The following is a 16873-nucleotide window of genomic DNA, read 5'->3' as shown; positions in this document are numbered from 1 at the left end:
CATCGCGGATGTCGTTCGCTCTGAACCGCCGCGCGATCGCGTTCGCGCTGATCGCAGCGACGCTGCTGATCTGCGCCGCCTGGCTCGTCGATATCACGCGCACGGCGCCACCGCCCTCGCCCGATCAAGTGCGCGCCGGCTATCGCTCCTCCGAAGCGCAGTTGCTCGACCGGCACGGCGAAGTGGTGCAGAGCCTGCGCATGGATCTGAGCGGCCGGCGGCTGCAATGGACGCCGCTGTCGCAGATCTCTCCGGCGCTGGTTTCGGCGGTGATCGCCGCCGAGGATCATCGCTTTCGCGAACACCGCGGCGTCGATGTTCGCGCGGTGATCGGCGCGCTGCGCGACCGGCTGCGCGGCCAGGCGCGTCGCGGCGCCAGCACGATCACGATGCAGCTGGCCGCGCAGCTCGACACGAGTTTGAGCAGCAGGCGCGAGCGTCGCGACCTGCTGCAGAAACTGCGGCAGATGCGCGCGGCGCGGGCGATCGAACGCAGCTGGAGCAAGGACCAGATCCTCGAGGCCTATTTGAACCTGGCCGGTTTTCGCGGCGAAAGCCAGGGCATCGCCGCGGCGGCGAGCGCGCTGTTCGGCAAGCATGCCGACGGCCTGACCGATGCAGAGGCCCGGACCCTGGTCGCGCTGCTGCCCTCGCCGGCCGCATCGGCGACGGTGGTGGCGCAACGCAGCTGCGCCATCGCCGGGCTCAGCGGCGACGCCTGCGACGCGCAGCGTCGCGTCGCGCTGCAGGCCCTGTCGCGAACCCCGACGGCGATCAGCGGCGATGATCTCGCGCCGCATCTGGCGCGACGCCTGTTGCGCAAGCCCGGCGAACAAGTCATTTCCACATTGGACGCGCGCACGCAGCGCCTCGCGCTGCATGCGCTGCGTGCGCAGCTGGCGAGCCTGCAGAACGAGCGCGTGCGCGACGGCGCGGCCGTGGTCGTCGACAACGCCAGCGGCGACGTGCTCGCCTACGTCGGCTCGGCCGGGCCGGCGAGCCGCGCCGGCCAGGTCGACGGCGCGCGTGCGCTGCGCCAGGCCGGCTCGACCCTGAAACCGTTTCTGTATTCGCTGGCGATCGAACATCGCTGGCTCACTGCGGCTTCGCTGCTCGACGACGCGCCGGTCGCGCTGGAAGCCGGCCCGGGCCTGTATCTGCCGCAGAATTACGAGCACGACTTCAAGGGCCTGGTCAGCGTGCGCACCGCGCTGGCCGGCTCGCTGAACATTCCGGCGGTGCGCACGCTGCTGCTCAGCGGCGTCGACCGTTTTCGCGAGCGCCTGCACGATCTCGGCTACGTCGGCGGGCTTACCGAATCCGGCGAGTTCTACGGCTATTCGCTGGCGCTGGGCAGCGCCGAAGTCAGTCTGCTGGAACAGGTCAATGCGTATCGCACGCTGGCCAACGGCGGGCGCTGGTCGCCGCTGCGTTTGCAGCCGGACAGCCGCGCGCCGGTGATGCGCGCGGTGATCTCGCCGCAGGCGGCGTGGATCGTCGAAGACATCCTCGCCGACCGCGGCGCGCGCGCGGTGACCTTCGATCTGGAAGGCCCGTTATCGACGCCGTATCGCGCCGCGGTGAAAACCGGCACCAGCAAGAACCTGCGCGACAACTGGTGCGTCGGCAGCACCGCGCGCTACACGGTCGGCGTCTGGGTCGGCAATTTCGAGGGCGACGCGATGCGCACCGTCTCCGGCATCACCGGCGCGGCACCGGCCTGGCGCGACATCTTCGACGAACTGGAACGCGGCGACGCCGCGGCGCCGCAGCCGCCGGCCGGCCTGGTGCATCAGCCGCTGCGCTACGCCGGCAACATCGAGCCGCCGCGCGAGGAATGGTTCATCGCCGGCACCGAAACCGCGCTGATCGCGCCGGCCACGCAGACCGCGCAGCGCGCGCGCCTGGTGTCGCCGGCCAAGGGCAGCTTCATCGCGCTGGACCCGGACATTCCGCTGGACCGCCAGCACGTCGCGCTGCGCGCCGAGCCGGCCAGCGCCCAGCTGCGGCTGCGGATGGACGGCCGCGCGATCGGCTCGGCCGCGCAGCCGAGGCTGTGGACGCCGCTGCCGGGCGCCCACCGGCTGGAGCTGGTCGACGCCGCCGGGCGCCCGCTGGACCGGGTCGATTTCAGCGTCCGCAGCCCCTGAGGCCGCTGCGGCCCGGCAACCGAGATAGACAAGTTTGGCCCGGGTATGTAACAAAACAGACTAACGGTTACGTATCGACGCATTTCCGGCAGAGATCTTGCCGTTCAAACGCGCCGTCGCCGGCCGGACCGTGGCGACCAGAAACTTCAGCATCTTTCAGGGGAGAATTTTCATGAAGCGTCATTTGATTGCGGCCAGCCTGCTGCTGGCCATCAGTGTGCCCGCGCTCGCCGCCGGCCAGCAGGAGCGGGTTTACGTGCAGTTCGCGCCGGGCAAGGCCCAGGCGCTGCGCGAACAGATCGGTCGCGAAGGCGGCAAGATCCACTACCAGTTCGACGATCTGTCGACGCTGGTGGTCACCCTGCCGAAGGCCGCGATCACGCGCCTGCAGCAGAACCGCGACGTGCTGCTGGTCGAGGAAGACGTCAAGCGCTACCCGATGGCCACGCAGACCACGCCCTGGGGCGTGAAGAGCGTCCAGGCCACCAAGGTCTGGGATGCCAACGGCGACGGCGTCGTCGACGCGGGCGCGCCCACCGGCGCCGGCGTGACGCTGTGCATCATCGACTCCGGCATCGACGGTGATCACCCCGACCTGCAGGGCCTGAACATCATTGGCGGCACGCCGTCGAACTACAACATCGACAACTGCAGCCACGGCACCCATGTCGCCGGCACCATCGCCGGCGTCAACAACGGCATCGGCGTGGTCGGCGTGTCGCCGGGCGCGGTCAGCCTGTACTTCGTCAAGGTGTTCGGCGACGACGTGTCCACCTCCTGCGCGTGGAGCTACTCCTCGACCCTGGTCAATGCCGGCCAGATGTGCGTCGCCAACGGCGCCAAGGTCATCAGCATGAGCCTCGGCGGCGGTCGCAAGAGCAAGACCGAAGAAACCTTCTTCAACAAGGCCGCCAGCAAGGGCGTGCTGCCGGTCGCGGCGGCCGGCAACGACGGCACCACCGGCTACAGCTATCCGGCGAGCTATTCGTCGGTGATGTCGGTCGGTGCCATCGACAAGAACCTGGTGATCGCGGACTTCTCGCAGCAGAACGACCAGGTCGACGTCGTCGCGCCAGGCGTGGACGTCTACAGCACCGTGTCGCACAAGTTCCAGGGCTCGCTGACGGTGGCCAAGGTCTCGTACGCCGCGAATGCGCTGGAGAACTCCGCCGTCGCCAGCATCAGCGGCGCGATGGTCGACGGCGGCCAGTGCCTGGAAACCGGTCCCTGGGCCGGCCTGGTGGTGCTGTGCCAGCGCGGAACGATCACTTTCGCCGAGAAAGTCACGTTCGCACAGAACAGCGGCGCGATCGGCGTGATCATCTACAACAACGTCAGCGGCGGCTTCTCCGGCACCATGGGTGAGGACGTGTTCGCGACGGTTCCGGTGGTCACGATCAGCATGGAAGACGGCGCGCTACTGGTTCCGCAGGTCGGCACCACCGCCAAGGAAGCGGTCAAGATCGTCGAGAACACCTACGACTACTACAACGGCACGTCGATGGCGACGCCGCACGTGTCCGCCGCCGCGGCCGTGCTGCTCAGCGCCAACCCCTCGTACACCGCGGCCCAGGTGCGCTCGGCTCTGGAATCCACCGCGCTCGACCTCGGCACGCCGGGCGTCGACAACGCCTACGGCCATGGCGAAATCCAGATGAAGAAGGCACTGAACCAGCTCAGCGGCCAGTAAGCCCGGGCTGAGAACCCAGGCTCCGGGAACGGGGCCCGCTGCACCCGAACCGTCACGGCTTTTGCCGTGGCGGTTTTTTATTGGGCGGAGCGCCCGCCGTCGCGTCCGGATTTGCATTTGTACTTTTACGGACATAATCTGTCCGCATGAAAACTTATAGCCGTAGCCTTGCCGAAGACGAGCGTCTGGGCGTGCAGGAAGCGCTGCCGGCCGGCCGTGCTTCCTACGACAAGGACGAGCGCTCGCGGCTGGCCAGGATGGTCACGCGCCTGTTCGAGCATTGGGGCGTCGACACCAGCGCCCAGGCCGAGCTGCTCGGCCTGTCCGGCGGCAGCCGCACCGCGGTCAGCCGCTACCGCCGTGGCACGCCGCTGCCGGAGAGCCGCGACCTGATCGACCGCGTCGGCAACCTGTTCGGCATCCACAAGAGCCTGCGCCTGTTGTATCCGCACAATCCCGAGCTGGTTTACGGCTGGCCCAGCCTGCGCAACGCCACGCTCGACAACTACACGCCGCTGGAAATCATGGTCGAACAGGGCCTGCCGGGCATCGTCGCGATCCGCGGCTATCTCGACCAGCTGCGCGGCCTCTGAGCGCGTCGTGGCGCTGTACGACCAGGCCCTGCATTACGAGGGCGACCTGTATCGCAACGTCGTCAGCCTGCGCGTGTCACGCAACCTTGCCGACGACCTGAGCGACGATCCGGCCGATGCCGACCTGTTCGCCGACGCCGAAATGCGCAGCAAGCCGCGGCGGCCGGTGCCGGCGATCAACCGGCCGTTCGAAACCGGCTACGGCCAGGCGGTGCTCTACCCGTTCGTGCAGCCGCAGTGGTTCGCGACGCGCTTTTCCGACGGCCGCCACGCCGCCTGGTACGGCTCGCTGGATCTGGAAACCACGGTGCATGAAACCGTCTACCACTTCCGTCGACGGCTGATCGGCGAAGTCGGCCTGCAGCGGCACAGCAGGCCGATCATCGGCGAGCGTCGCGTCTACCGCGTCGCCGCGGACGCGCTGCTGATCGACCTGCGCGGCAAGCTCGATGAGGAGCCCGGCCTGGTCGACCCCGACTCCTACGCGGTGTGCCAGCGCATCGGCCGCGAGCTGCAGCAGCGCCGTCATCCGGGCGTGCTGACGCGCTCGGCGCGCTGCAGCGGCGACAATGCGGTGCTGTTCGACCAGCACTATCTGTCGGATGTGCGCGATCATTGCTACCTGACCTATCGCTACGACCCCGCCGACGGCGCGGTCGTCGTCGAGCGCACGCCGGGGCAGCCCTGGCTGCGCCTCAACTGAACACCACGAGCACTGCCATGCCGATCAACAAGACCATCGATCACGCCAAGCTCGACCGCATCGTCGCCGACCAGCGCCGCGCCTCCGAGCAGCGCAACCTCGGCTATCGCGAGCGCGCGCTGAAGATGTACCCGTGGATCTGCGGCCGCTGCATGCGCGAATTCACTCGCGTCAACCTGACCGAGCTGACCGTGCATCACCGCAATCACGACCACGACTTCAACCCGGAAGACGGCAGCAACTGGGAGCTGCTGTGCGTGTACTGCCACGACAACGAGCACTCGCGCTACAAGGATTTCAGCGGCGACACCTCGACACCGGAAAGCAAGCCGCTGGCGACCGGCAACCCGTTTGCGGATCTGAAATCGCTACTCAAGAAATAGCCGGGTCGAGCGGCCCGGGTCCAAACCCGGGTTTCACCCGGGTTACGGACCCTGCTCGCTGAACAGCTCGATGAAGACTTCGAAGATCGCGCGCATCGCGGCAGCGGCGCCCGGCCTGTCGTTGTCGCACAGGCGATCGAGCAGCGACTTGTGCAGCGGATACATCGGCGTCAGCTCGCGCCCGGCGTCGGCGATGCGGCGCAGCACCACGCGCGCACGCACGTCCCAGATGAAGCTGTCCCAGGTGCGCAGAAACGTCTGATTGCCGCTGGCCACCACCAGGCGCCGGTGAAACTTCAGCGCCGCCACGGCGTGGGCGTCGCGATCGGCATTGCCCATCGTCATCCGCATCTGCTCCAGCAGTACCGCCAGCTCGTCGCATAGCGACGGCGCGCAAGGCACGATCAGCTCGACACAACGCGCCTCGATCAGCGAGCGCAGCTCGTAGGCCTCGCGCAGGGCGTGGACATTGAACGGGCGCACGCGCGTGCCCCGATACGGCTCCGACACCACCAGATCCAGCGCCACCAGCTCGCGCAGGGCTTCGCGTACCGGTGCCTGGCTGACGTTGAATTCGCGCGCCAGGCTGAGTTCCTTGAAACGGAAATCCGGCGGATAGCTGCCGTCGAGGATGCGCGAAATCAGCAGATCGCGAATGCGCGAATGCATGCAGGCGCGGTTCAGCCCCGGCAATGCGTCCGCGCCGGAGGCGACAGCGGTCACGGCCGGCACGACGGCTCTCACTGCGGCGCTGCCACCGCGGCGTCGCCGTCGGCGTCACCCGCGGTTTCGAGTTGCGCGAGGTTCCAGCCACCGCCCATCGCACGCACCAGCTGTACCGCGGCGTCGATGCGGCGCACGCGTGCGTCGAGCGCGTCGCGCTGCGCGCTCAGCGCCGCGGTCTGCGTCGTCGTCACTTCCAGATAGCTCGCGACGCCGGCGGTGTAGCGCTTGTTGGCGTGGAACACCGAGCGTTGCGCGGCAGCGGCGGCCGCTTCGTCGCCGGCGACTTCGTCGGCCAGATGACGCAGCGCCGCCAGGTTGTCCTCGACTTCCTGATACGCGGTCAGCACGGTCTTGCGATAGTTCGCGACAGACTCGTCATAAGCGGCGCGCGACTGACGGCGCAGCGACGACAGCGCGCCGCCGTCGAGTATCGGCGCGGTGACACTCGGGCCGATCGACCAGTAACGGCTCGGCGCATCGAACCAGTCGGAAGTCCCGGTCGCCTCGTAGCCGCCGGTCGCGCTGAAGCTGAAGATCGGAAACCAGGCCGCGTTGGCGACGCCGATGTTCGCGTTCGCCGCCGCGACGCGGCGCTCCGCCGACGCGATGTCGGGACGGCGCTGCAACAGCGACGACGGCAGGCGGGTCGTGACCATCGGCGGCTCACCGACGAACTCGGCCGGCATCAGCGAAAACTCCGAAGGCGACACGCCGAGCAGCACGGCGATCGCATGCTCAAGCTGAGCGCGCGACAGCTTCGCCGCGGCGAGCTGCGCGCGCGTGCTGTTCAAGGTCGTCTCGGCCTGGTCGACATCGGCGACCGCGGCGATGCCGCCGTCGTAGCGCTTCCGGGTCAGCTCCAAGGCGCGCTCGTAGGCTTTGATGCTGTCGTCGAGCAGCGCGATCGTCGCGTCGGCGCCGCGCAGCTGGTAGTAGCGGCTCGCCAGTTCCGCCTGCAGGCTCAGCTGCAGCGCCGCGAAATCGCCGGCGCTGGCTTCGAGCTGGCGATCGGCGGCGCGGCGCGCATTGCCGAGCCGGCCGAACAGGTCGATTTCCCAACTCAGGCTCAGCGATGCGAACAGGTCGTTGCCGGTGCTGCTGTTGCCGTCGTTGCCGGGCGCATTCGCCGAGCTGCTGGCGCGCGTCGCGCCGGCGTTGGCCGAGAGCTGCGGATACAGCGACGACGCGGATTGCCGCGCCAGCGCACGCGCCTGCTGGTATCGCGCGAACGCCGCCTGCAGATCGGGGCTCGCATTGGCCAGCTGCGCCTGCAACTCGTCGAGCTTGGGATCGGCGAACACCGCCCACCAGTTGCCGCGCGGCGCCGCATCCGCCGGCTGCGCCAGCTGCCAGCCGGCGACCGGTTCAGCGGCTTCCTTGAAGTTCTCGCTGAGGGGTGCGGCCGGCGCCTTGTATTCCGGCGCCAGCGAGCAGGCCGAGGCCAGCGCCGCGAGCAGCAGCGGCGTCAGCCGATACGCCGTGCGTGTCGACACGGGGCGGATCACGACTTGGCTTCCGCCGGCCTGGCCGCGTCGGGTTTGGCGTCGGCCTTGGCATCAGGCTGCACGACGCGCACCTGGATACCGTCGGTCATCGAATCCGAAGGCGCGATCACGACCTGGTCATCGGCGGTCACGCCATCGGTCACTTCGATCTGCGTGCCGAGGTCGCGGCCCAGACGCACGCTCTTCATCACCACTTTCTGATCACTGCCGACGGTGGCGACGCGCAGACCGGAGCCGTTGAACAGCAAGGTATTCGACGGCAGCAGTAGCGCCGTGCCGCCCGCCTGCGCCGGAATCTTGAAGCGAACCTCGGCATACGCGCCGGGCAGCAGCAGGCCGTCGGCGTTGTCGACCTTGAGCTCGGCGAGCAAGGTGCGCGAGCCCGCATCGAGCGCGCCGGACGTGCGCGCGACCGACGCCGTCACCGGCGTGGTTGGGCGGTCCGGGAAGCGCACCTCGGCATTCAGCCCGGCCTTCATCACCGCCGCGTACTGCTGCGGCACGTTGACGTAGAGGCGCAGCGAGCGCATGTCGGCGATGCGGAACAGCTCGCCGCCGCCGCTGCCGGCACCGATCAGGCGGCCGAGGTCGGTGCTACGCGCGGTGATCACGCCGTCGAAAGGCGCGACGATTTTCTTGTAGCCGGTCAGCTCCTTCAGGCGCTGCACTTCGGCGCGCGACGCATTCAGCGAAGCCGAGCTGGCCGCGGCGGCCGCGATCTTTTCGTCGGCCTCCTGCTTGGACACCGAATCGCTCTCGCGCAGATCGCGCCAGCGATCCGCGGTGACCTGCGCGATCTTCTCGTTGGCCTCGACGCTGGCCAGATCGGCCTGCGCCGCGCGCAGCTGCTGATCGAGTTCCGGCGCATCGATTTCGGCCAGCTCCTGCCCGGCCTTGACCTGCGTGCCGATGTCGACCCGCCAGCGCTTCAGATAACCGTCGGTGCGCGCATAGATCGGCGCCTCGGCCAGCGCCTGGACATTGCCCGGCAGCAGCAGATCGAGATCGCCGCCGGCGGCCTGCGGCTTGACCACCTGCACCGGCTGCGCGATCTGCGCGTCGGTTGCCTCTTCGAGCTTGCCGGCCGCGCGATGGCGCGAATACAGGCCCCAGGCGATCAGCACCGCCGCCACCACCACGATGATCAGGCCGACTCTGGCCATGCCGCGCTGGCGGCGGGCACGAAGGGCGGTGAATGCTGAGCTTTGCATCGCGGATTCCTTGGGTGGTGCGTAACGGCGATCAGACGAAGGAGAGAGTCGGTTCGGATCAGGCACGGGCGGCCTCGCGTGCTTCGCGGCGCCCGTGCAGCAGCGCAAAAACCGTGGGCACGAACAGCAGGGTCGCCACCGTCGCCAGCAGCAGGCCGCCGATCACCGCGCGGCCCAGCGGCGCGTTCTGCTCGCCGCCTTCGCCGACGCCCAGCGCCATCGGCATCATGCCGATGATCATCGCCAGCGCGGTCATCAGCACCGGACGGAAACGCGTGAAACCGGCGTCCAGCGCCGCCTGCAGCGCGCTCGCGCCCGCGGCCAGGCGTTCACGCGCGAAGCTGACCATCAGGATCGAGTTTGCGGTGGCTACGCCCATGCACATGATCGCGCCGGTCAGCGCCGGCACCGACAAGGTCGTGCCGGTGATGAACAGCATCCAGGCAATGCCGGCGATCGCTGCCGGCAGCGCGCTGATGATGATGAAAGGATCCAGCCAGCTCTGGAAATTGACCACGATCAGCAGGTACACCAGCACGATCGCGCCGACCAGGCCGATCAGCAGGCCGGTGAAGGATTCCTGCATCGTCAGCAACTGGCCGCGCGAGGTAATGCGCGTGCCCTTGGGCAGATGCTCGCTGGCGACCTTGACGATGCGGTCGATGTCCTTGCCGACGCTGCCGAGATCGCGGTCCTGCACCGAGCCGTAGATTTCGATCACGTTCTGCGCGTCGTACTTGCTGACGATCACCGGGCCGAAGCCGCGCTGTATCGTCGCCAGGCCGCCGAGAATCTGCGGATCGCCGCCGCCGCTGGCCGATGCGCCGACCGGCAGGTTCTGCAGATCCTGCAGCGACGACAGGCGATGCTGCGGCGTCTGCGTGACGATCGGGTACTGGATACCGGTCTTCGGATTGAGCCAGAACGTCGGCGAGGTCTGCAGGCTGCCGGACAGCGCGATCAGCAGGTTGCCGGCGATGTCACGTTGCGACAGGCCGAGCTGCTCGCTGCGGGCGCGGTCGGTGGCGATGCGCAGCTCCGGCTGGTTGTTCGGCTGCTGGATGCGCAGATCGACCAGGCCCGGCACGTGGCGCAATTGTTCGAGCAGCTTGTTGGCCAGCTCGCGATTCTCCGGACTGTTGCCGGAAATCTGCACGTTGATCGGCGACGGCAGGCCGAAGTTCAGAATCTGGCTGACGATGTCGGCCGGCAGGAAAGAGAAGGTGCTGCCGGTGAACTTCGCCGGCAGGATCTTGCGCAGTTCGCGCACGTAATCGGCTGTCGGGCCGTGGCCTTCCTTGAGCTGCACGAGAATGTCGGCATCGCCGGAACCGATCTGTCCGGAGTTGCTGTAGGTCAGGTTGATGCCCGACGACGGCAGGCCGATGTTGTCGACCATGCTCTCGATTTCGCTCGGCGGAATCACGCGGCGGATTTCGCTTTCGACGTGATCCACCAGCACCGCGGTTTCCTCGACGCGCGTGCCGCTGGGCGCGCGCACGTGCAGCTTCATCTGGCCGGCGTCGATCGCCGGGAAGAAATTGCGACCCAGCGTCGGAAACAGCAGCGTCGACAGGATCATCGCGCCGAGGAACACGCCGATGAACAGGCCGCGATGCTCCATCGTCGACGTCAGAATGCCGTGATAGCGATCGCGGATCTTCTCGAAGCGCGCCTCGAAACCGGCCTGGAAACGCTGCGCGGCATTGCGATGTGGCGGCTGGCCTTCACCATGCGGCTCGTGCTTCTGCAGCCAGTATTTCGCCAAGGTCGGCACCAGCGTGCGCGACAGGATGAAGGACGCCAGCATCGCGAACACCACCGCCTCGGCCAGCGGCACGAACAGGTAACGCGCGACGCCGGACAGCAGGAACATCGGCACGAACACGATGCAGATCGCCAGCGTCGACACCAGCGCCGGAATCACGATCTGCTGCGAGCCCTCGACGATCGCCTCTTCGACATCTTTGCCTTCTTCGAGGAAGCGGTTGATGTTCTCGATCGTCACCGTCGCGTCGTCGACCAGGATGCCGACCGCCAGCGCCAAGCCGCCGAGCGTCATGATGTTGATGGTCTCGCCCAGCGCATTCAGCGCCAGGATCGAGCTGATGATCGCCAGCGGAATCGAGATGGTGATGATCAGCGTGCTGCGCCAGCTGCCGAGGAACAGCAGGATCATCAGCGCGGTCAGCGCCGCCGCGATCAGGCCTTCGGTGACCACGCCCTTGACCGCGGCTTTCACGAACACCGACTGGTCGCCGGTGGCATTGATTTCCGCGCCCTCGGGTAGCTGCTCGCGAATGAACGGCAGGCGTTCCTTGATCGTGTTGACGATGTTGAGTGTCGACGCCGAACCGGTTTTCTGGATCGTCATCAGCACCGCGCGCTGGCCGTTGACGCGCACGACGTTGGTCTGCGGCGGATGGCCGTCATGCACGTGCGCGACATCGCGCAGATAGGTGACGGTGCCGTTGACGTTGCGCAGCGGCAGATCGTTGAGGCCGTTGATCTCCAGCGGGCTGGCATTGAGCTTGATGTTGTATTCGGTGTTGCCGATCTTCTGCGAGCCGGACGGAATGATCAGATTCTGGTTGCCGATCGCGATGTTGACGTCACTCGGCGTCAGGCCCTGCGCGCGCAGCTTCTGCGGCTCCAGATCGACCATCACCTGGCGCTGCGCGCCGCCGAACGGGAACGGAATCGAGGCGCCGGCGACGGTCGCCAGCTGCGCGCGAATGAAGGAGTTGCCGAAGTCGAACAGCTCGGATTCGCCGAGCTTCACCGACGACAGCGCCAGCTGCAGAATCGGCACCGTCGAGGCGTTGTACTTGAGCACCAGCGGCGGCTGCACGCCACTGGGCATGTTGCGCAAGGTGGTCTGCGCAAACGCGGTGACCTGCGCCATCGCCAGGTTGATGTCGACGCCCGGCTGGAAGAACACCTTGATCACGGTGACACCCGGATACGCGGTGGACTCGACATGCTCGACGTCGTTGACGATGGTCGTCACCGGCCGCTCGAAGTTGCTGGTGATGCGCCCCGACATCTCGTCCGGCGGCAGGCCGGTGTAGCTGTAGACCACGCCGATCACCGGGATGCGGATGTCCGGAAAGATGTCGGTGGCCATGCCCGGCTTGATCGGGGTGCCGATGACCACCAGCGCGCCGAGCAGCGGCAGCAGGATGGCGAGGACGATAAACGTGTACGGCCGGTCCAGCGCGATACGGACAATCCACATGAGGCAGTCTTCCTGACGGCGGCAGGGCTGAAGACAGCCCGTTTGATCATCGATTATCGATAATTAAAGGCCCGATCGACAAGACTGACCGGTCACTTATTTCGATCGCAATTTCCAATGCCGTCGATCAGCCGGCGCCGCCGATCTTCGCAGGCCGGTCTGCGACCCGCTCAATTGTCCGTGACGCCGATGTCCGCAATTTGAACGTCGCGATCGCCGGCCGGCCGCGGCCAGCTGACGATGTCGCCGCGCTGCGCGCCGTTGACGGCACGGGCCAGCGGCGCGACCCAGCTGAGCCGCCCACGCGCCGGGTCGGCCTCGTCCTCACCGACGATCTGGTAACGGTGCTCGGCGCCGGATTCCACTTCGACCAGGTCGACGCTGGTGCCGAAGGCGACCCGCTCCGGCCGGTGATCCGGATCGTGCGCGACCTCGATCGCCGCCAGCAGCCGTGCCTGCAGCCAGCGCAGCTCGCGCTGCAGGCTGGAGCGCTCGCCGGCATGTATCGGCGCGTCGGCCACCAGCGCCAGACGGCGCTCGGCCGCGTCGAAGCGCTCGCGCAGCAGGCGCAGGCCGCGCGGGGTCACATAGTTGGGATGCGGGCTCAGCGGCAGGTCGCCGGCGGTGTCCGGCGGCGTGTCGGTTTCCTTGACGAAGGCGCGGCTCATGCACAACTGAGCGCGACCGATGCCGAAGGTTCAATGGAAACCCCCTCCCCTCCGTGAGTGCGGCAGGGGTGAGGGCGTCGCAGGTTCGCGCCTGGCCGGACACCCTCATCCGCCCCTTCGGGGCACCTTCTCCCAGAGGGAGAAGGCAAAAAAACTAGCGCTGCAGCAGCTTGATCTTGTCCGGCTTGCCGTCCCAGTCCTTGGCGTCGGCGGGCATTTCCTGCTTTTCGGTGATCACCGGCCACAGCTTGGTCAGCTCGGCGTTGAGTTTCTTGAACTCGGCCTGGTTCTCGGGCAGATCGTCCTCGGCAAAGATCGCCTCGGCCGGGCACTCGGGCTCGCACAGCGTGCAGTCGATACATTCTTCCGGGTCGATCACCAGGAAGTTCGGGCCCTCATGGAAGCAGTCGACCGGGCAAACCTCGACGCAGTCCGTGTATTTGCACTTGATGCAGTTTTCTGTGACGACAAAGGTCATGGCGCGAGCTGGGAGTCCGGGGGGAAGGCTGGGAATGATGGCGTAGCGCCGCGCATTGTAGCCGAAGCCGTCGCAGCCTAGCCCTCCATCCGGACGATGGGCGGCACGGGCGGGCCCTTTCGGCGGCGCGACAGCGGCGGAGTTACCATGCGCGTCCGCAACACCTCTTTACGGATCGTGACATGGCCGACGACGCTCCCGCCCTGACCAGCGGCAACACTTCTCCGCTGCTGACTTTCGAGACGCAGCTGCTGCAGAAGTCCGCCGACATCGAGGCCTGGTTCCGCAGCCAGTGGCACCAGACCGCGCCGCCGTTCTATTGCTCGGTGGACCTGCGCAACGCCGGCTTCAAGCTCGCGCCGGTGGACACCAACCTGTTCCCGGGCGGCTTCAACAACCTGAACCCGGAATTCGAGAGCGTCTGCGTGCAGGCGATCCAGTCCGCGGTCGAGCGCGTCTGCCCGACCGCGACCAGCCTGCTGCTGGTGCCCGAGAACCATACGCGCAACAAGTTCTATCTGGAAAACGTCGCGACGCTGCACGACCTGATCCAGAAAGCCGGCTTCCACGTGCGGATCGGCTCGCTGTTGCCGGACCTGCGCGAGCCGACCGAGCTTGCGCTCGAGATCAGCGGCCGCAAGCTGCTGCTGGAACCGCTGCGGCGCAGCGGCGACAAACTGCACCTGCAGGACTTTGAGCCCTGTCTGGTGCTGCTGAACAACGATTTGTCCAGCGGCATCCCGGAGATCCTGCAGAACCTCGATCAGAACGTGATGCCGCCGCAGGCGCTGGGCTGGCACTCGCGTCTCAAGTCCTCGCACTTCGGCTACTACCGCGAAGTCGCGCGCGAATTCGGCGAAGTCGCCGGCATCGATTCCTGGTGGGTCGATCCGCTGTTCCGCAACTGCGGACAGATCAACTTTCTGAAGCGTGAAGGCGAGGAATGCCTGATCAGCAATGTCGAAATGCTGCTCGAGGACATCACCGCCAAGTACAAGCAGTACGACATCAAGGAACAGCCTTTCGTCATCGTCAAAAGCGACGCCGGCACTTATGGCATGAGCGTGATGACGGTGCGCAGCGTCGACGAACTGCGCGAGATGAACCGCAAGGCGCGCACGCACATGGCCAGCGCCAAGGAAGGCCGCGACGTCACCGGCGCGATCATCCAGGAAGGCGTCTACACCTATGAAACCTGGGGCGCCGAGCAGGCCACCGCCGAGCCGGTGGTGTACATGATCGACCGCTTCGTCGTCGGCGGCTTTTATCGCGTGAACGAAAAGCGCGGCAATCAGGAGAACCTGAATTCGCCGGGCATGTCGTTCAAGCCGCTGCCGTTCCAGACCTGCTGCAGCCATCCGGACCGCACGCAGTCGCCGGACGCGATACCGAATCGCGCCTACGCCTACGGCGTGGTCGCCAGGCTGGCGCTGCTCGCGGCGGCTCGCGAAGTGGCGGCCTCGCGCGCCGTCGTCGCCGCCTCGAAAGCGGCGTAGCCGATGGCCCGTCGTCTCGGCGTGATCATGGACCCGATCGGGTCCATCAAACCGTACAAGGACACCACGCTCGCCTTGATGCTGGCCGCGCAGAAACGCGGCTGGGAGCTGGTGTATTTCGAGCTCGGCGACCTGTGGCTGCGTGACGGTATCGCGCTCGGCCGCGGCCGCGGCGTGACGGTGTTCGACGACAAGAAGCACTGGCACGAATTCACCGGCGACGCCGCGACGATCCGGCTCGGCGACCTCGACGCGATCCTGATGCGCAAGGATCCGCCGTTCGATCTGGAATACGTGACCGCAACGTATCTGCTGGAACGCGCCGAAGCGCAGGGCGCCCTGGTCGTCAACAAGCCCGAGTCACTGCGCGATTGCAACGAGAAGATGTTCACCGCCTGGTTCCCGGAACTGTGCCCGCCGACCTTGTTCGCGCGCGACGCGAACGTGCTGCGCGCCTTCCACGCCGAGCATCGCGACGTGATCTACAAGCCGGTCGACGGCATGGGCGGCATGGGCATTTTCCGGGTCGGCAGCGACGGCATGAACCTGGGCTCGGTGATCGAGCAGCTGACGCTGATGGGCACGCGCACGATCGTCGCGCAGCAATATCTGCCGGCGATCAGCCAGGGCGACAAGCGCGTGCTCGTCGTCGACGGCGAGGCGGTCCCCTACTGCCTGGCGCGCGTGCCGCAGGCCGGCGAGACGCGCGGCAATCTCGCCGCCGGCGGCACCGGTGAACCACGGCCGCTGAGCGACGACGACCGGCGCATCGCCGCCGCCGTCGGGCCAGAGTTGAAACGCCGCGGCCTGCTGTTCGTCGGCCTCGACGTGATCGGCAACCGGCTGACGGAAATCAACGTGACCAGCCCGACCTGCGCACGCGAGATCGACGCCGCCTACGGCACCGACATCGGCGGCCTGCTGATGAGCGCAATCGAGACACGCCTGGGCGCATAAGCTCAGGCCGTTCGCACATCTTTACCTACCGCCCCGACGCGTAGGGCGGATTTCGTCTTGACAGGTTTCCGGCCTGGGTAATACTCCCTGCATGACCCAGGGACTATTCCTCAAAAACCAGTTTCTCGTTGCGATGCCGAGCATGGAAGACGAGAACTTCAGCCACACCGTGTCACTGCTCTGCGAGCACAACGACAAGGGCGCCGTCGGCCTGGTGATCAACCGCCCCACCGACCTCGCGCTGACCGCGATGCTCGACCAGATGGGCATGACCCACGACAAGATCGGCGCCGACCAGCCGATCTACTGGGGTGGCCCGGTGCAGCCGGAACGCGGCTTCGTCGTGCATCGCGAACCGGGCGGCTGGGAATCCTGCCTGCAGGTGCAGGACGACCTCTACATCACCACCTCGCGCGACATCCTGAGTGCGATCGGCGCCGGCGAAGGACCGAAGGAATATCTGGTCACGCTCGGCTATGCCGGCTGGGGTGCGGGCCAGCTCGAAGACGAAATCCTGCTCAATTCCTGGCTGAACACGCCGGTGGATTCGGCGGTGCTGTTCGGCATGCCGCCGCGCCAGCGCTGGCAGGCCGCGACCCGCCTGCTGGGCGTCGACGTCACCCAGCTGACCGGCTCGGTGGGCCACGCCTGAGCGGCTACCTGGCTTTCGACTACGGCCTGCGCCGCATCGGGGCAGCGGTCGGCGACGACCTCACCGGTTCGGCGCGTCCGCTGCCGACCATCGCCAACGCGGCACAGCCCGACTGGACCGCGATCGACAAGCTGATCAAGGAATGGCGCCCGGCGGCACTGGTCGTCGGCCTGCCGCTGGACGAGGACGGCGGCGAACAGGCGATCACCGAACCGGCGCGCAAATTCTCGCGCCAGCTGCAGTCGCGCAGCGGCCTGGCCGTGCACCTGGCCGACGAGCGCTACTCGTCGCGTGCCGCCGACGACGCCTTGCGCGACGCCCGCTCCAGCGGCCAGATGGCAAGGCGCGTAAAAAAGGGCGATCGCGACGGCCAGGCCGCGCGGATCATCCTCGAGCAGTGGATGGCGGAGAACGGCTGAGGCC

Annotated in this window: 15 protein-coding genes; 9 read left to right on the top strand and 6 right to left on the bottom strand. The window is 67.1% G+C overall.

The features are described 5' to 3' along the window. The first annotated feature begins 8 nt into the window (after positions 1-8). From pbpC to ACQZF9_RS04335, 5 genes are all read left to right on the top strand, one after another. On the top strand, positions 9-2150 hold the full coding sequence (pbpC, locus tag ACQZF9_RS04355; protein WP_428312043.1) for a penicillin-binding protein 1C: 2142 nt from the start codon (positions 9-11) through the stop codon (positions 2148-2150). 172 nt (positions 2151-2322) lie between these two features. Next, on the top strand, positions 2323-3840 hold the full coding sequence (locus ACQZF9_RS04350; protein ID WP_428312042.1) for a S8 family serine peptidase: 1518 nt from the start codon (positions 2323-2325) through the stop codon (positions 3838-3840). A gap of 146 nt (positions 3841-3986) precedes the next feature. Next, positions 3987-4433 (top strand): antitoxin Xre-like helix-turn-helix domain-containing protein, encoded by a 447-nt coding sequence (locus ACQZF9_RS04345; RefSeq protein WP_428312041.1) that lies wholly within the window; start codon positions 3987-3989, stop codon positions 4431-4433. 7 nt (positions 4434-4440) lie between these two features. Next, a complete protein-coding gene (locus ACQZF9_RS04340; RefSeq protein WP_428312040.1) occupies positions 4441-5136 on the top strand; it encodes an RES family NAD+ phosphorylase in 696 nt (231 codons plus the stop codon). A 17-nt stretch (positions 5137-5153) separates the two neighbouring features. After that, entirely contained in the window at positions 5154-5519 is a 366-nt protein-coding gene (locus ACQZF9_RS04335) for a YajD family HNH nuclease (RefSeq protein ID WP_428312039.1), read from the top strand. Between the two features lie 42 nt (positions 5520-5561). Here ACQZF9_RS04335 and ACQZF9_RS04330 read toward each other — a convergent pair whose 3' ends face one another. The 6 genes from ACQZF9_RS04330 to fdxA all read right to left on the bottom strand — a co-directional run bounded on the left by ACQZF9_RS04330 (position 5562) and on the right by fdxA (position 13345). Continuing rightward, on the bottom strand, positions 5562-6251 hold the full coding sequence (locus ACQZF9_RS04330; RefSeq protein WP_428312038.1) for a GntR family transcriptional regulator: 690 nt from the start codon (positions 6249-6251) through the stop codon (positions 5562-5564). Positions 6252-6259: 8 nt separating this feature from the next. Then, the gene (locus ACQZF9_RS04325) at positions 6260-7750 is read right to left on the bottom strand and encodes an efflux transporter outer membrane subunit (protein WP_428312037.1); all 1491 of its coding nucleotides are present in this window, start codon (positions 7748-7750) and stop codon (positions 6260-6262) included. Then, positions 7747-8961, bottom strand: a complete 1215-nt coding sequence (locus ACQZF9_RS04320; RefSeq protein WP_428312036.1) for an efflux RND transporter periplasmic adaptor subunit — start codon at positions 8959-8961, stop codon at positions 7747-7749. Before ACQZF9_RS04320 ends, ACQZF9_RS04325 begins: the two co-directional genes overlap by 4 nt. A gap of 58 nt (positions 8962-9019) precedes the next feature. Beyond that, positions 9020-12199: an efflux RND transporter permease subunit gene (locus ACQZF9_RS04315; protein ID WP_428312035.1), complete on the bottom strand. Its 3180-nt coding sequence runs from the start codon at positions 12197-12199 to the stop codon at positions 9020-9022. A gap of 170 nt (positions 12200-12369) precedes the next feature. Beyond that, positions 12370-12867: a GreA/GreB family elongation factor gene (locus ACQZF9_RS04310; protein ID WP_428312034.1), complete on the bottom strand. Its 498-nt coding sequence runs from the start codon at positions 12865-12867 to the stop codon at positions 12370-12372. A gap of 154 nt (positions 12868-13021) precedes the next feature. Next, positions 13022-13345, bottom strand: a complete 324-nt coding sequence (gene fdxA, locus ACQZF9_RS04305; protein WP_428312033.1) for a ferredoxin FdxA — start codon at positions 13343-13345, stop codon at positions 13022-13024. 182 nt (positions 13346-13527) lie between these two features. Here fdxA and gshA point away from each other — a divergent pair, with 182 nt between their 5' ends. The 4 genes from gshA (at position 13528) to ruvX (ending at position 16869) form a co-directional block, all read left to right on the top strand. After that, positions 13528-14841: a glutamate--cysteine ligase gene (gene gshA / locus ACQZF9_RS04300; RefSeq protein WP_428312032.1), complete on the top strand. Its 1314-nt coding sequence runs from the start codon at positions 13528-13530 to the stop codon at positions 14839-14841. A 3-nt stretch (positions 14842-14844) separates the two neighbouring features. Continuing rightward, positions 14845-15798, top strand: coding sequence for a glutathione synthase (gene gshB / locus ACQZF9_RS04295; RefSeq protein ID WP_428312031.1), 954 nt, complete (start codon positions 14845-14847; stop codon positions 15796-15798). Positions 15799-15889: 91 nt separating this feature from the next. Further along, positions 15890-16450, top strand: a complete 561-nt coding sequence (locus tag ACQZF9_RS04290; RefSeq protein ID WP_428312030.1) for a YqgE/AlgH family protein — start codon at positions 15890-15892, stop codon at positions 16448-16450. Then, entirely contained in the window at positions 16381-16869 is a 489-nt protein-coding gene (gene ruvX, locus ACQZF9_RS04285) for a Holliday junction resolvase RuvX (RefSeq protein ID WP_428313363.1), read from the top strand. Before ACQZF9_RS04290 ends, ruvX begins: the two co-directional genes overlap by 70 nt. The last annotated feature ends 4 nt before the right edge of the window (positions 16870-16873 follow it).

Origin of the sequence: Hydrocarboniphaga sp. (assembly GCF_965279055.1) — a bacterium.
Lineage (GTDB): Bacteria > Pseudomonadota > Gammaproteobacteria > Nevskiales > Nevskiaceae > Hydrocarboniphaga.
Note: the sequence above shows the minus strand (reverse complement) of the source record. Positions and strands in the feature narration are given on the sequence as shown.

Coding starts and splice junctions, on each gene's coding strand:
- ACQZF9_RS04320 (WP_428312036.1), bottom strand. CDS start 8,961: ATGCAAAGCTCAGCATTCACCGCCCTTCGTGCCCGCCGCCAGCGCGGC.
- ACQZF9_RS04345 (WP_428312041.1), top strand. CDS start 3,987: ATGAAAACTTATAGCCGTAGCCTTGCCGAAGACGAGCGTCTGGGCGTG.
- gshA (WP_428312032.1), top strand. CDS start 13,528: ATGGCCGACGACGCTCCCGCCCTGACCAGCGGCAACACTTCTCCGCTG.
- ACQZF9_RS04290 (WP_428312030.1), top strand. CDS start 15,890: ATGACCCAGGGACTATTCCTCAAAAACCAGTTTCTCGTTGCGATGCCG.
- ACQZF9_RS04350 (WP_428312042.1), top strand. CDS start 2,323: ATGAAGCGTCATTTGATTGCGGCCAGCCTGCTGCTGGCCATCAGTGTG.
- pbpC (WP_428312043.1), top strand. CDS start 9: ATGTCGTTCGCTCTGAACCGCCGCGCGATCGCGTTCGCGCTGATCGCA.
- ACQZF9_RS04315 (WP_428312035.1), bottom strand. CDS start 12,199: ATGTGGATTGTCCGTATCGCGCTGGACCGGCCGTACACGTTTATCGTC.
- ACQZF9_RS04310 (WP_428312034.1), bottom strand. CDS start 12,867: ATGAGCCGCGCCTTCGTCAAGGAAACCGACACGCCGCCGGACACCGCC.
- ACQZF9_RS04335 (WP_428312039.1), top strand. CDS start 5,154: ATGCCGATCAACAAGACCATCGATCACGCCAAGCTCGACCGCATCGTC.
- fdxA (WP_428312033.1), bottom strand. CDS start 13,345: ATGACCTTTGTCGTCACAGAAAACTGCATCAAGTGCAAATACACGGAC.
- gshB (WP_428312031.1), top strand. CDS start 14,845: ATGGCCCGTCGTCTCGGCGTGATCATGGACCCGATCGGGTCCATCAAA.